This window comes from Dyella sp. ASV21, from assembly GCF_016428975.1.
GTDB lineage: Bacteria > Pseudomonadota > Gammaproteobacteria > Xanthomonadales > Rhodanobacteraceae > Dyella.
In genome coordinates, this window is sequence record NZ_JAELTT010000088.1 from 1 (window position 1) to 14,062 (window position 14,062).

Below are 14,062 nucleotides of genomic sequence, written 5' to 3' on the forward strand. Positions count from 1 at the left end.
GGCGTAACACAGGCCGGCGAACGCACAGGCAATGCCCGCGACGATGAAACTGATGACCAGGGCGGGGCCGGCATGTTCGGCGGCGGCCTGACCGGTGATGACGAAGATACCGGCGCCGATCACGGCACCAATGCCCAGCGTGATCAGATGGCGCGCGGTGAGGACACGCTTGAGAGTGGCCTCCCCTTGCAGGCCGTCGTGCGGCAGTTCGCCAGCATCGACGTGTGGCGACGCCTGAATTGGGTGCGTCGCAAACAGGTTTTTCAGCATGTCTCTCCCCTACCGCCTGTGCTGGATCTATATGTTTTTAAAAGCGTGCGACCGTGGCTTTCGTCATGGCCCGTGCGCCGCTACCCCAGCGGCGACAGGGCACCATAGCCCAGCGGGGCGCGCAGGCACAAGTTGCATTGCGGGGGGACTGGTGACCCCTTGAATCGGCCGTTTAACGGCGCCGTGTCGGGCCATTTTCCGCGAGGCACCTGTGTTCAGAAATCTACATTGAGCGCGACTTGCGGCGCTATGTAGGCGCCGCTGTTATGGCCGGCGAAACTGATCTGCGCGCCGGCGATCAGGCCCAGGGAATGGGTAAAGTTGTATTCCACCGCGGGCGCCACGCTATACGTCCAGTGCGAGGCGGCGAGTTGGGCGACGGCCTCGCAGCTATCCACCGAACGGCACTCCCAGCCGCGAACGCTTGAGCCGCGGCGGTGACCCCAGGTGACATCCATGGCGAGTGCCCAGTGACGATCGAGCGCGTATTCGGCGGCGACCATGGCGTTCAGTGAGCGCCCCAGGCGTGCCGAGCCGACGAAGCCGGTGGAGGTGCCGTGCGAACTGACCCCTTCGATGGTGACTCGGGAAGGCGATGGCCCCCAATTCAGCAGGCCGCGTAACCGCATCGTGTGCCCGTTGGCGAGTACGAGTCGCTGTTGTGCGTAGAGCGCCAGCTGGTCGGTCGACGCGCCGTCGCCGCCGCCATTGAGCGGATTGTTGCCAAGACGGTCGTAGCTGCCGGTGGGGAAGGTGTGTGCGTAGCTCACCGAAACCGCCGTGCCCAGGCCATTGGCCTGCGGCGCGACCAGCATGTATTGCAGCTTCACGGTGGTGTCGGTTTGGCGCGTGCCGTCGCTGTGCTGCCGTCCGGAGACGTTATAGAGGGTGCCGGCGGTGAGTTGTGCGTTGAGGCGGTCGGTGACGCCGTAGCTCACCGGCACTGCCAGCAGCCACTGATGCGAGCCCGGGTGCTGGGTATGCCGGGTGCCGTCAAGGTCGTAATAGGCGTGCGACTCGACGTAGATCAGGTAAGGCTCGACGTTGCCCGCGCCGGCGGGCGGGGCCGCGGCGTTGGGAGTGATCAGCGGCCCTGTAAAATTGGCGGCTGACGCTTCGGCGTGTACCTGGGCTGCGACGAGGGTGCCGCAAAGCGACAGAAGAATAAGGCTCCGTTGCATCGATGCATTCGTCCCGTGCGGCGAGTAAGGCTGAGCTAACCGGTAGGTCGGTGAGCTGCCGCTTATGCTAGGGAGCGAGGCAGAGGTGCCCATATCGGCAAGGGCTGAAATAATTGAGCGTTTCGGTTCGCGCCACACGTACTGTTATTCCGCAGGAACGCATCATCCATGATCCATTTGCTCCACCAATTTCAGGCCTACGGTCAGCAATGGCCGGCCGAGACCGATGTGCCGCATTTCATTGAGTTGTTGGCTCAGGCACACCACGCGTTTGTGCGCGAGAGCCGCGAGGCGCATTTCACTGGGTCCGCGTGGCTGGTGAGTGCCGATGGTGAGCGGGTGCTGTTGACCCATCACCGCAAGCTGGGGCGCTGGCTTCAATTGGGCGGTCACGCCGATGGCGACACCGACCTGGCGCGCGTGGCGTTGCGCGAGGCGGAGGAGGAGTCGGGGCTGGATGGCTTGAGTGTGGAGCCTCAACCGTTCGACATGGACCGGCACCGCATCCCCGCACGTGGCGAGGAGCCCGAGCATTGGCACTACGACGTGCGTTTCGTGGTGCGCGCCGGCGCGAACGAGCAGTTCCAGGTGAGCGAGGAGTCGCACGCGCTGGCATGGCGTTCCATCCGCGATATCGCCGACGACGCCGCCAGTGACGAGTCATTGCGCCGTATGGCGCGCAAGTGGCTTATGCGCGGCTGACGCCTCGGCCACTTGGTGCAATGGCCGGGGAGCGGGGCTGGTCAGGCGTACTTGGCTGGCACCGCATGCAAATGCCCGCACTCCACGCAGGTGCGGGCATCGATGGAGCGATAGAAGCGCTCAAATACCGGCGGGAAATCACGCTCGATGCTGTCGAGGGTGAAGTACTCCTCGTAAAGCTTGTGGTTGCAGCGTTCGCAGTACCACATCAGGCCATCCTTCTCGCCAGCCAGGCGGCGCCGTTCGATCACCAGGCCGATCGAGTCGGGCATGCGCTGGGGGGAGTGCGGTACGCAGGGCGGCAGGTAGAACATTTCACCGGCGCGGATCGGTATGTCGCGCGCCACGCCTTCGTCCTGCACTTTGAGCACCATCTCGCCCTCGAGCTGGTAGAAGAACTCGGGGCCTTCCTCATAGTGGTAATCGGTGCGGCTGTTGGGGCCGCCGACGATCATCACGATAAAGTCGCCATCCACGATGCACTTGTTGCCCACTGGTGGCTTGAGCAGGTGACGGTGTTCGTCGATCCAGCGCTTCAAGTCGATAGGCGGCAGCAGGGACATGGGGCGATCCGTCAAAAAGGTGGCACCAAGATAGCGTCGTGGCCGGGCATGTGGAATGCCTCTTTCAGTCTACCCAGGATCCATCGCGTACCACGGCCTCCAGGTGCGTCCCCCTGACTGAGGCCGCCGGTGCGGCGCACCGACTCGTTCGTCGGATACGGCCGGATGCCGGGCAGACCGGTACCGCTGCGCGAACCCGACGCGCATCGGTCGAGCAGTGGGTCTCGGGTTCAAGGCTTTGAATGGCGTGGTGGGTCCTGGTGGCCTGCATCGAGTGAGTAGGATCCGGGCGCGTGAGCGTGCCGTTGATATCGATCATTTCTGCCGTCACGGATGGTGCGCCCACAGAATGCGCCTGCTTCAGGCGTACGTACGTGTCGGTGGAGGCTTCTATACGCGTGTTTTGGTTGGAATAGATTCAGTTGCCACTGGCGCTTGAACGGCCAGCTCGCAGCGCCCTCGCGGATGGCGCTCTTTCCTCGCCGATACGGTCCATCGCATGTTTCGACATATTCCTTCGTACCTGGGTGATCCCATCTATTCGTTGTTTCAGGAATTTCTGGCAGATCCGTCGCCGCACAGGGTCAACCTGAGCATCGGTCTCTATTACGACGAAGAAGGGCGGCTTCCCGTTCTGTCCAGCGTGCGCCGTGCGGCCCAGCGCTTGAGTGAGGAGGGCATGCCGTACGGTTATTTGCCCATGGAGGGAATGGCGTTTTATCGCCAACGCGCACAGGAGCTGGTGTTCGGTGCGGACAGCGTTGCCTTGCGCGAAGGGCGGATAGCTACCGTGCAAAGCGTGGGTGGCTCGGGCGCGCTGCGTTTGGTGGCCGAGTTCCTTCGCCGCTATTTTCCCGATAGCGCGGTCTGGATCAGCGACCCGACCTGGGACAATCATCGCGTGCTTTTCACGCGGGCCGGGTTGGAAGTACACAACTACCCGTATTACGACCCGCAGACCCACGGCTTGTGCTTTGACGCCATGGTATCCGCGCTGGCGGCTTTGCCGTCGCGCAGCGTGGTGGTCATGCAGCCGAGCTGTCATAACCCTACAGGCGTCGACCTATCCAAAGAGCAATGGAAGGCGATCATCCAGTTGATGGTTGAGCGTGGACTCATGCCCTTGATGGATATGGCCTATCAGGGTTTTGGCGATGGGCTCGCCGAAGACGCCTGGGCCATTCGCGCCATGTGCGATGCGGGCCTTGCCGTCATGGTAAGTCATTCATTCTCGAAAAACTTCGCGCTCTATGGTGAGCGTTGCGGTGGCCTCTCGGTCGTATGCGCGGACAACACGCAGGCGGCAGGGGTGCTGAGTCAGTTGCAGGCCATCGTTCGAGGAATCTACTCCAGCCCGCCGCTCCATGGAGCGAGACTGGTCGCCACCGTGCTGGGCGATGCCGATCTGCGTGCGCAGTGGGAGGGCGAAGTGAATGCCATGCGTCAGCGCATCCAGCGCGTGCGGGGCGCGTTGCAAACGCGTTTGGCCGAGGCGCTGCCGGATGTTTCTTTCGATCACCTCGGGATGCAGCGAGGCATGTTCAGTTACACCGGGCTTTCACCTGCGTTAGTCGATGCATTGCGGACCGAAAAGAGCGTGTACCTGTTGCGCTCCGGGCGGGCGTGCATGGCTGGATTGAACGACACCAATATCGACTGGGTCGCCAAGGCCATTGGTGAGGTGGTGCGTAAGCAGACGCGCGCTGCGGTAACGAGCGGTGCCGCGTCCCAGCGGCGCACTGGTTGAGGGGGCACCATGGCTGACGCTATTTCCATAGGCCTGCCTCAGGCGGCTCAACCGTTTTCATGGGCCACCCGTGCTGGCGGCCTGATGTTCACCACGCATGGTCCGGTAGATGGTGCGGGCGCCATCGTTGGGGGCGACATTCGCGAGCAGACGCGCTTGACGCTGTCCAACCTTGCCATGGCCGTGCAGCGTGCCGAGGCGTCCATGGCTGATGTGGCGCAGGTGCTGGTTTATCTCTCCGATGCTGGCGACATCGGTGTGTTCGACGAGGAGTACCGCTCCTTTTTCGAGGCGCCGTACCCCAATCGCGCATGCGTGGCGGTCAAGGGATTCGTCCATCCCGCCATGCGTGTAGAGCTGGTGGCTTACGTGGCGCTGACCAAGGCCTAGACGCCCCAGCGAATCTTCGGCCTGCCGTTTCTGCTGGGGCTTGGCGTGGTGTACGCCGTGCGCTATCGGCGTCGACCGTTGCCGGTGCGGGCGGATACGCAGCGGTAGGCCATGGGATGGATCGCAGAGGGCGCTATTCGTCGCCCTCCGTGACGAGGCGACGCCGGCCCTGGGGGCCGGGCGGCGTCAGACTTCCAGCGTTGCCAGATCGCCCTTTTCTTCCAGCCATGCCTTGCGGTCGCTGGCGCGCTTCTTGGCGAGCAGCATGTCCATCAGCTTGGCGGTGCCATCGTCGGTTTCGACGGTGAGCTGCACCAGGCGGCGGGTATCCGGGTGGATGGTGGATTCGCGCAATTGGCTGGGGTTCATTTCGCCCAGACCCTTGAAGCGGGTGGTGCTGACCTGGCCCTTCATCTTTTCGCGCTCGATGCGCTGAAGCATGGCCGTCTTTTCGTTTTCGTCCAGGCAGTAGAACACCTGCTTGCCCACGTCCACGCGGAACAGCGGCGGCATCGCCACGAACACGTGGCCTTCGCGCACCAATGCGGGGAAGTGGCGCAGGAACAGGGCGCTCAATAGGGTGGCGATATGCAAGCCATCGGAATCGGCATCGGCAAGGATGACGATCTTGCCGTAGCGCAGGCCGCTGAGGTCGTCCTTGCCCGGGTCGCAGCCAATGGCGACGGCCAGGTTATGCACTTCCTCGGAGGCGAGTACGGAGCCCGACTCCACTTCCCAGGTGTTGAGGATCTTGCCGCGCAGCGGCAGGATCGCCTGGAACTCCTTGTCGCGCGCCTGCTTGGCGCTGCCGCCTGCCGAGTCGCCTTCCACCAGAAACAGCTCGGTGCGGCTGAGGTCGGTGGCGGTGCAGTCGGCCAGCTTGCCGGGCAGGGCGGGGCCCTGGGTGATCTTCTTGCGCACCACCTGCTTGGCGGCCTTCAGGCGCGCGCTGGCGCGCTCGATGGCGAGTTGGGCAATGCGTTCACCCAGGTCCACGTGCTGGTTCAGCCACAGGCTGAAGGCATCGTGGATGACGCCTTCGACCATCGCGGCAGCGTTGCGCGAGGACAGGCGCTCCTTGGTCTGGCCGGCGAACTGCGGGTCTTGCAGCTTGGCCGAAAGCACGAAGGAGAGACGCTCCCACACGTCTTCCGGGGCCAGCTTGACGCCGCGTGGCAGCAGGTTGCGGATATCGCAGAATTCGCGAATGGCATTGGTGAGGCCCGAGCGCAGGCCGTTCACGTGCGTGCCACCCTGGGCGGTGGGGATGAGGTTGACGTAGCTCTCCTGCACCAGCTCGCCTTCCGGCAGCCACGCCAGCGCCACGTCCAGGCCGTCCGCCTCGCGCTGCACGTGATGCACGAACAGTTCGGCGGGAATGGCCTCGGCGTTGGACAGTTCGTCACGCAGGTAGTCGCGCAGGCCGTCTTCGTAATACCACTCGTTGACGTCGCCGGTGGCTTCGTCGACCAGCTTCACATTCAGGCCCGCGCACAGTACGGCCTTGGCGCGCAGCAGGTGACGCAGCTTGCCGAGGGAAATCTTCGGCGAGTCGAAATACTTGGGATCGGCCCAGAAGCGCACGGTGGTGCCGGTCTTTCTCTTGGGTACCGAGCCGATCACTTCGAGTTCGCTGGCGCGATCGCCGTTCTCGAACGCCATGCGGTATTCGCTGCCATCGCGGCGGATAGTGACTTCCACGCGCGTGGAGAGCGCGTTGACCACCGATACGCCCACGCCGTGCAAGCCGCCGGAGAAGTTGTAGTTCTTGCCCGAGAACTTGCCGCCCGCATGCAGGCGCGTAAGGATCAGCTCGACACCCGGCACGCCTTCTTCCGGATGGATGTCCACCGGCATGCCGCGGCCGTCGTCGGTTACTTCGACCGAGCCGTCGGTATGCACGATCACTTCGATCGACTTGGCATGGCCGGCCAGGGCCTCGTCCACCGAGTTGTCGATGACTTCCTGCGCCAGATGGTTCGGGCGGGAGGTGTCGGTATACATGCCCGGGCGGCGCTTGACCGGATCAAGGCCGGAAAGGACTTCAATGTCGGCGGCGTTGTAACGACTGCTCATGCGTAGGAATTCAGCGAGGTTAGGCGCGGGAGGATGGGTTGCCCGGGCGGGCAGGTCAAGGGTTGTTGCACGGGCTTAGCCCAGCGGGGCGCAGTGGCGCTCCAGCCAGGCCAGGTCAGCCTCGTCCAGCAAGGGGGCGAGGGCGGCTCGCACGTTGGCGTGGTAGTCGTCCAGCCAGGCGCGCTCCTCCGGGTTGAGCAGGCTCGGTTCCAGTGCGCGCCGGTCGAACGGGCACAGGGTCAAGGTTTCGAACGCATAAAACTCGCCAAACTCGGTGCGGTCCGCCTCGATCACCACCGCCAGGTTCTCATGGCGGATGCCGTGGCGGCCGGGCTTGTACAGGCCCGGCTCGATCGAGCTGATCATGCCCGGCTCCAGTGCCACCAGCGCGGCGCCCGAGACCGGTGGACGAATACCTTGGGGGCCTTCGTGCACATTGAGGAAGTAACCCACGCCGTGGCCGGTGCCGTGGCTGTAATCCATGCCGCTGGCCCACAGCGGCGCACGCGCCAGTGCATCGAGCTGGGGGCCGCTGGCGCCCTTGGGAAAGCGGGCGCGACTGAGGCCGATCAGGCCTTTCATGACCAGGGTCGCATCGCGTCGCTGCTCCGCGGTGGTTTCGCCCAGCGCGAGCACGCGAGTGATATCGGTGGTGCCGCCCTGGTATTGGCCGCCCGAGTCGATCAGCAACAAACCCTGCGCTTTCAAGGTGCTGTGCGATGCAGTCGTGGCGCGGTAATGCGGCAGGGCGCCGTTGGCCTGGTAGCCCGCGATGGTGGCGAAGCTTTCACCCACGAAGTCCGGCTGTGCGCTGCGTTCTTCGCGCAGCAGGGTATCCACGTCCAGCTCGGTTTGGCGCATGCCGGCGGTGAGGCGCTCTTCCAGGCGGCGGAACGCGCGCACCAGGGCCGTGCCATCGCGGCGCATGACATCGCGGATGTGCTCCAGCTCCGCCGCGCTCTTGCGTGCCTTGAGCAAGGTGCTGGGGTTGGCGGTTTCGATCAAGGTCACGCCGGGCGCAATGGCTTGGGTGAGGGCGACCACCACGCGGCCGCTGTCCAGCAGCAGGCGATCACGGTCGCCCAACTCGGAAAGCGCATCGGTGACGGTGGCGTAGTCGGCGATGCGTATGTCGTCGGCGGCGAGGGCGGCCACCAGGGCGTCGGTGAGCTTGCCGCGGCCCACAAACAGGGTGGCGTGTCCTTCGGCCTGCACCAGCAAATGGGCAAGGAACACCGGATTGCACTCGACATCGCTACCGCGCAGGTTGGTCAGCCAGGCGATGTCGTCCAGGCTGGATACCAGGTGGTGCGTGGCACCCAGCTTGCGCATCGCGGTGCGCAGGCGGCCGAGTTTGTCGCTGCGCGGCTGGATGGCGTAGCGCAGCGCATGCTCGAGCACGGGCGCGGAGGGAAGGGTGGGGCGATCGCGCCAGATCAGGCCGGGTAGATCCAGATCCGTGCGCAGGCTGGCGTCGATGGCGGACAAGCGGCGCTCCAGGGAGCGCGCGGTGCCCAGCGACAGGCTGTCAGCGGCGGCGGCAAGGGTGTCGCCCGGCGCCAGGTGTTGCAGCAACCACTCGATATGTTCCGGGGCGTGCGCCACGCGCTGCTTCATCAGTTCGACGCCGCTGCCCGCCAGCTCCTGCGCCGCCTGGGCGAAATAGCGTCCATCGGTCCACAGGCCGGCATGGTCGTGAGTCACCACCAGCGTGCCTGCCGAGCCGGTAAAGCCGGACAGCCATACGCGGGCCTGCCAGTGCTCGGGAAGGTATTCGGACAGATGTGGATCGGCGCTGGGCACGAGGCAGGCGGCGATGTCGTGTTCGCGCATGATCTGCCGCAGAGCGGCGAGTTTGGCGGGCGTGGTCAGTTCCATCGAGCCATGGTAGCAGGGGCGGCGGTATCGACTATTTTCCTGTTGAATGGAGCAATTTCTTCGTGGGAATGCGGGTGCACGCACTTGCATTTTCGTGTCAAGTCGTCGCGGCGGGCCGCGCAAGAAATTTCTCCTGCGGCATTGTGTCTCAAGACTGTTTCAACCTGCGTCTCATGTCGCTAGCATGCCGCGTCCCCACGCTGGTCCCTTCAGGTTGTCAGTGAACATGCATGCCTTACTTTCGCGCTTGCGCTACGCAGGCGTCGGCGCCGCTGTGTTTCTTAGCGGCTGCAATATGGAAGTCCTCACCCCGAAGGGTGATATCGGTGCCCAGGAGAAGTCCCTGATCCTGATCGCGCTGGGCTTGATGGCCGTTGTGGCCATTCCGGTGATTGCGATGACGCTGTGGTTCGCCTGGCGCTATCGCGCCTCGAACAAGCAGGCCACCTACGCTCCGAACTGGTCGCATTCGACCAAGATCGAGGTAGTGGTGTGGACCATTCCCGCGATCATCATTGCGATTTTGGCGGTCATCACCTGGCGCAGCTCGCATGCGTTGGATCCATACAAGCCGCTGGAGTCCGATGCCAAGCCGGTGACCATCCAGGTCGTCGCGCTCGACTGGAAGTGGCTGTTCGTCTACCCGGAATACGGCGTAGCGTCGGTCAACGAGATCGCGTTCCCGACGGATCGTCCGGTGAATTTCCAGATCACCTCCGACTCGGTGATGAACGCCTTTTTCATTCCGCAGCTGGGCAGCCAGATCTACGCGATGGCGGGCATGGAGACCAAGCTGCACCTGATCGCGCGCGAGCCGGGCACCTATGCGGGCCTGTCCTCGAACTTCAGCGGTCCGGGCTTTTCGGACATGAACTTCAAGGCCATCGCCACCTCGGAAGATGGCTTCAGGGACTGGCTGGCCCACGCCAAGGCCACACAGGTGGCGCTCAACGACGACACCTACAAGGTGTTGGCCGCGCCGAGCGAAAAGACCCCGGTGAGCTACTACGGCAGCGTTACGCCGGGACTGTTCAGCCACGTGATCGGCAAGTACATGCACGGCATGTCCCATGAGGGCGCCGGGCAGCAAGAGATGTCCATGGATTCGCAGCACGACATGTCGCACGGCGACATGCCGATGGACATGCATCACCACGCGGACGGGGATGCGACCTCCTCCAACATCACCCCCGCCAAGGCAGAGAAGTAAGCCATGTTTGGAAAGCTCACTTTAGAGGCGATCCCGTACCACGAGCCGATCGTCATGGGCACCCTCGCTGCCGTGATTCTCGGCGGCCTGGCGATGTTTGCCCTCATTACCCGCATGCGCCTGTGGGGTTACCTGTGGTCGGAGTGGTTCACCTCGGTGGACCACAAGAAGATCGGCGTGATGTACGTCATCGTGGCGCTGGTCATGCTAATGCGCGGCTTTGCCGACGCGGTCATGATGCGCCTGCAGCAGGCCATGGCGGCCTCCGATTCGGCGGGCTATCTGCCACCGCACCACTTCGATCAGGTGTTCACCGCGCACGGTGTCATCATGATCTTCTTCGTGGCGATGCCGCTCATTACCGGCCTGATGAACCTGGTGGTGCCGCTGCAGATCGGCGCGCGCGACGTGGCCTATCCGTTCCTGAACTCGCTCAGCTTCTGGCTGTTCGTGTCGGGCGTGGTGCTGGTCATGGTGTCGCTGTTCATCGGTGATTTCGCGGCGACCGGCTGGTTGGCTTATCCGCCGCTGTCGGGCCTGCAATACAGCCCAACGGTGGGTGTGGATTACTACATCTGGGCGCTGCAGCTATCGGGCCTGGGTACTACGCTGAGTGGCATCAACTTCATCGTGACCATCATGAAGATGCGCACGCCGGGCATGACCCTGATGAAGATGCCGGTGTTCACCTGGACGGCGCTGGTCACCAACATCCTGATCGTGGCGGCGTTCCCCATCCTCACGGTGACCCTGGCGCTGCTCACGGCCGACCGTTACCTGGACATGCACTTCTTCACGAACGAGCTTGGCGGCAACGCCATGATGTACGTGAACCTGATCTGGATCTGGGGCCACCCCGAGGTCTACATCCTGGTGCTGCCGTGCTTCGGTGCGTTCTCGGAAATCGTCGCCACCTTCTCGAAGAAGCCGCTGTTTGGCTATTCCTCGATGGTGTATGCGACTTCGGCAATCGGCGTGCTGTCGTTCCTGGTGTGGCTGCATCACTTCTTCACCATGGGTTCGGGCGCCAACGTCAACGCCTTCTTCGGCATCATGACGATGATCATCTCGGTGCCGACCGGCGCCAAGTTGTTCAACTGGCTGTTCACCATGTACCGCGGCCGCGTGGAATTCACTGTGCCGATGCTGTGGACGGTGGGCTTCATGGTCACCTTCGTGGTGGGCGGCGTCACCGGCGTGCTGATGGCGGTGCCGGGTGCGGACTTCGTGCTGCACAACAGCGTGTTCCTGATTGCGCACTTCCACAACGTGATCATCGGCGGCGTGGTGTTTGGCTGCCTGGCTGCGATCAACTACTGGTTCCCGAAGGCGTTCGGCTTCCGTCTCAACGAGCGTTGGGGCAAGGCGTCGTTCTGGTGCTGGCTGATCGGCTTCTACGTGGCCTTCATGCCGCTGTACGTCCTCGGCCTGAAGGGCATGACGCGCCGCATGAACCACTACGCCAACCCCGAGTGGCAGCCGTACCTGATCGTGGCGGCCATCGGCGCGGTGATCATCGCGATGGGCATCTTCTTCACCGTGCTGCAGTTCTACGTCAGCGTGCGTGACCGCAACAAGCTCACCGATCCCAGCGGCGACCCGTGGGGTGGCCGCACCCTGGAATGGTCCATTGCTTCCCCGGCACCCTTCTACAACTTCGCCATCCTCCCGCAGGTCCGTGAACTGGACCAGTTCTGGGAAGACAAACAAAACGGAGTCGCTTACGTGCAACCTGCCAAGTACGAAGACATTCACATGCCCCGCAACACCGGCGTCGGTGTGGTCATGGGTGCATTCGGTACGGCCCTGGGCTTTGCGCTCGTGTGGCACATCTGGTGGCTGGCGGCGGTGGGCCTGCTCGGCATGATCGCCTCGTTCATCGTCCGCGCCTACGACCGCGACATCGATTACTGGGTGCCGGCGGCCGAGGTCGAGCGCATCGAGCGCTCGCGTCACGCCCAGCTGCAGCAATTCCAGACCTCGCAGGTGGCTCCGGCTGCGGCGCCCTCGCGTCAGAAGGTGGCTTAACCCATGAGCAGTCCCGCACTAAGCGCCCATCACGGCGCGCTCGATGGCATCTCCCACGGTGGAGATGCCCATCACCACGACGATGGATCCAAGACCTTGTTGGGGTTCTGGATCTACCTGATGAGCGACTGCCTGATCTTCTCGGGGCTGTTCGCCACCTTCGCCGTGTTGGCCAACGCCACCGCAGGCGGCCCGACCGGCAAGGAGCTGTTCGAGCTGCCGTTCGTGCTCGGCGAGACCATGCTGCTGCTGATTTCGTCGGTCACCTTCGGCATGGCCATGCTGAACATGCATGCCGGACAGAGGGGCAAGCTGCTGGCGTGGCTGGCGGTGACCTTCGTGTTCGGTGCCGGCTTTATCGGCATGGAAGTGTACGAGTTCGCCAAGCTGATCCATGAAGGCGCCGGCCCGAGCCGCAGTGCGTTCCTGTCCAGCTACTTCACCCTGGTCGGTACCCACGGTCTGCACGTGACGTGCGGCCTGATCTGGCTGGTGGTGATGATGGACATGATTCGCCGTCACGGCCTCACCGACGCCACTCGTCGCCGCCTGTCGTGCCTGAGCCTGTTCTGGCACTTCCTGGATATCGTCTGGATCTGCGTGTTTACCTTTGTCTACCTGCGGGGGGCCATCTGATGTCCGGCGCTCACCATTCACACGACGCGGCGCATCACGATGCCGCCCATGCCGACCACGGCAGCACCAAGTCCTACCTGATCGGCTTCGCGTTGTCGGTCGTGCTGACCCTGGCCTCGTTCGGCGTGGTCATGAGCGGCGCGGTGCCGCATGACCTGATGATGCCGGGCATCGTGGTATTTGGCGTGGCTCAGCTGATCGTCCAGCTGGTGTTCTTCCTGCACATGGGCACCTCGCCCTCGCAGCGCGGCAACCTGGCCATCATGCTGTTCACTCTGCTGATCCTTGCCATCGTGGTGATCGGCTCGCTGTGGGTGCTGCACAACATGAATGTGAACATGATGCACCCGACCTCGCAGATGGTGCCGGTGGAGTAAGCCGGGGACTGTCTGGTTTGAGAGACAAAGGCGTCCTTCGGGGCGCCTTTGTCGTTCCAGGGTGGTGACGAGTTCGGTGGGGGGAGGCCTCCCGAGGGGCTCGCACGCGGCCTTTGCTCCCGCTGGGGGGACTCCAAGCGCCCCTGGAGCGGGGTGCGAATCGCTTGCCCGCCTGCTGGCGGGTCGGAAAACTTGAACGAACTCGTCGGCGAAGGACGTCAAGCCCTCGCGGCCGGATCGTTCTTCCTCTAAAATGCCGATTTCCAGCACGGCTGCATCCCATGACCCCCTTGATTTTCGTCACCGGCGGTGTGGTGTCCTCGCTTGGCAAGGGCATCGCCGCGGCGTCGCTGGCTTCCATCCTGGAAGCGCGTGGCCTTTCGGTCACCATGATGAAGCTCGATCCGTACATCAATGTGGATCCGGGCACCATGAGTCCCTTCCAGCACGGCGAGGTCTACGTGACCGACGATGGCGCCGAGACCGACCTGGACCTGGGCCACTACGAGCGCTTCGTCCATACCCGCCTGACCGGCAAGAATTCCATCACCACCGGCAAGATCTACGAATCGGTCATCCGCAAGGAGCGCCGCGGCGATTACCTGGGCGCCACCGTGCAGGTGATCCCGCACATTACCGATGAGATCAAGCACTGCATCCACGAAGCCACCCGTGGCTTCGATGTGGCGCTGGTGGAAATCGGTGGCACCGTGGGCGATATCGAGTCTCTGCCGTTCCTGGAGGCCATCCGCCAGCTGCGCATCGAGCACGGTCCGGAAAAGTGCCTGTTCATGCATCTCACCCTGGTGCCCTATATCAAGGCGGCCGGCGAGATCAAAACCAAGCCGACCCAGCATTCGGTCAAGGAACTGCGCTCCATCGGCATCCAGCCGGACGTACTGCTGTGCCGCTGCGAACAGCCGCTGCCCGATGGCGAGCGCCGCAAGATCGCGCTGTTCACCAACGTGCCCGAGAACGCCGTGATCAGCGCGGCCGACGTGGAC

Annotated in this window: 12 protein-coding genes and 1 pseudogene; 8 read left to right on the forward strand and 5 right to left on the reverse strand. The window is 63.6% G+C overall.

Annotation, left to right across the window (positions count from 1 at the left end):
* Nucleotides 1–270, reverse strand: a pseudogene (locus JHD67_RS19120) (amino acid permease); the annotation flags it as partial.
* 215 nt (nt 271–485) lie between these two features.
* Nucleotides 486–1,451: a hypothetical protein gene (locus JHD67_RS19125; protein WP_199100766.1), complete on the reverse strand. Its 966-nt coding sequence runs from the start codon at nt 1,449–1,451 to the stop codon at nt 486–488.
* A 168-nt stretch (nt 1,452–1,619) separates the two neighbouring features.
* Between JHD67_RS19125 and JHD67_RS19130 the strand changes: the two genes are divergently transcribed.
* On the forward strand, nt 1,620–2,153 hold the full coding sequence (locus tag JHD67_RS19130; protein ID WP_199100767.1) for an NUDIX hydrolase: 534 nt from the start codon (nt 1,620–1,622) through the stop codon (nt 2,151–2,153).
* A gap of 41 nt (nt 2,154–2,194) precedes the next feature.
* Here JHD67_RS19130 and JHD67_RS19135 read toward each other — a convergent pair whose 3' ends face one another.
* Nucleotides 2,195–2,716, reverse strand: coding sequence for a 3-hydroxyanthranilate 3,4-dioxygenase (locus JHD67_RS19135; protein WP_199100768.1), 522 nt, complete (start codon nt 2,714–2,716; stop codon nt 2,195–2,197).
* 499 nt (nt 2,717–3,215) lie between these two features.
* Between JHD67_RS19135 and JHD67_RS19140 the strand changes: the two genes are divergently transcribed.
* Complete coding sequence (locus tag JHD67_RS19140) at nt 3,216–4,463, forward strand: amino acid aminotransferase (RefSeq protein ID WP_199100769.1); 1,248 nt, start codon at nt 3,216–3,218, stop codon at nt 4,461–4,463.
* A gap of 9 nt (nt 4,464–4,472) precedes the next feature.
* On the forward strand, nt 4,473–4,853 hold the full coding sequence (locus JHD67_RS19145) for a RidA family protein (protein WP_199100770.1): 381 nt from the start codon (nt 4,473–4,475) through the stop codon (nt 4,851–4,853).
* 186 nt (nt 4,854–5,039) lie between these two features.
* Here JHD67_RS19145 and parE read toward each other — a convergent pair whose 3' ends face one another.
* Together parE and JHD67_RS19155 are read right to left on the reverse strand one after the other, a co-directional pair.
* Nucleotides 5,040–6,929: a DNA topoisomerase IV subunit B gene (gene parE / locus JHD67_RS19150; protein ID WP_199100771.1), complete on the reverse strand. Its 1,890-nt coding sequence runs from the start codon at nt 6,927–6,929 to the stop codon at nt 5,040–5,042.
* Nucleotides 6,930–7,004: 75 nt separating this feature from the next.
* The gene (locus JHD67_RS19155; protein WP_199100772.1) at nt 7,005–8,807 is read right to left on the reverse strand and encodes an aminopeptidase P family protein; all 1,803 of its coding nucleotides are present in this window, start codon (nt 8,805–8,807) and stop codon (nt 7,005–7,007) included.
* 226 nt (nt 8,808–9,033) lie between these two features.
* Between JHD67_RS19155 and cyoA the strand changes: the two genes are divergently transcribed.
* The 5 genes from cyoA to JHD67_RS19180 all read left to right on the forward strand — a co-directional run.
* A complete protein-coding gene (gene cyoA / locus JHD67_RS19160) occupies nt 9,034–10,017 on the forward strand; it encodes a ubiquinol oxidase subunit II (RefSeq protein ID WP_199100773.1) in 984 nt (327 codons plus the stop codon).
* Nucleotides 10,018–10,020: 3 nt separating this feature from the next.
* Nucleotides 10,021–12,045, forward strand: coding sequence for a cytochrome o ubiquinol oxidase subunit I (cyoB, locus tag JHD67_RS19165; RefSeq protein ID WP_199100774.1), 2,025 nt, complete (start codon nt 10,021–10,023; stop codon nt 12,043–12,045).
* Between the two features lie 3 nt (nt 12,046–12,048).
* The gene (gene cyoC, locus JHD67_RS19170; RefSeq protein WP_199100775.1) at nt 12,049–12,681 is read left to right on the forward strand and encodes a cytochrome o ubiquinol oxidase subunit III; all 633 of its coding nucleotides are present in this window, start codon (nt 12,049–12,051) and stop codon (nt 12,679–12,681) included.
* Entirely contained in the window at nt 12,681–13,058 is a 378-nt protein-coding gene (gene cyoD / locus JHD67_RS19175; RefSeq protein ID WP_199100776.1) for a cytochrome o ubiquinol oxidase subunit IV, read from the forward strand. Before cyoC ends, cyoD begins: the two co-directional genes overlap by 1 nt.
* 281 nt (nt 13,059–13,339) lie before the next feature.
* On the forward strand, nt 13,340–14,062 hold a 723-nt coding region (locus tag JHD67_RS19180; RefSeq protein ID WP_199100778.1), incomplete at its 3' end, for a CTP synthase.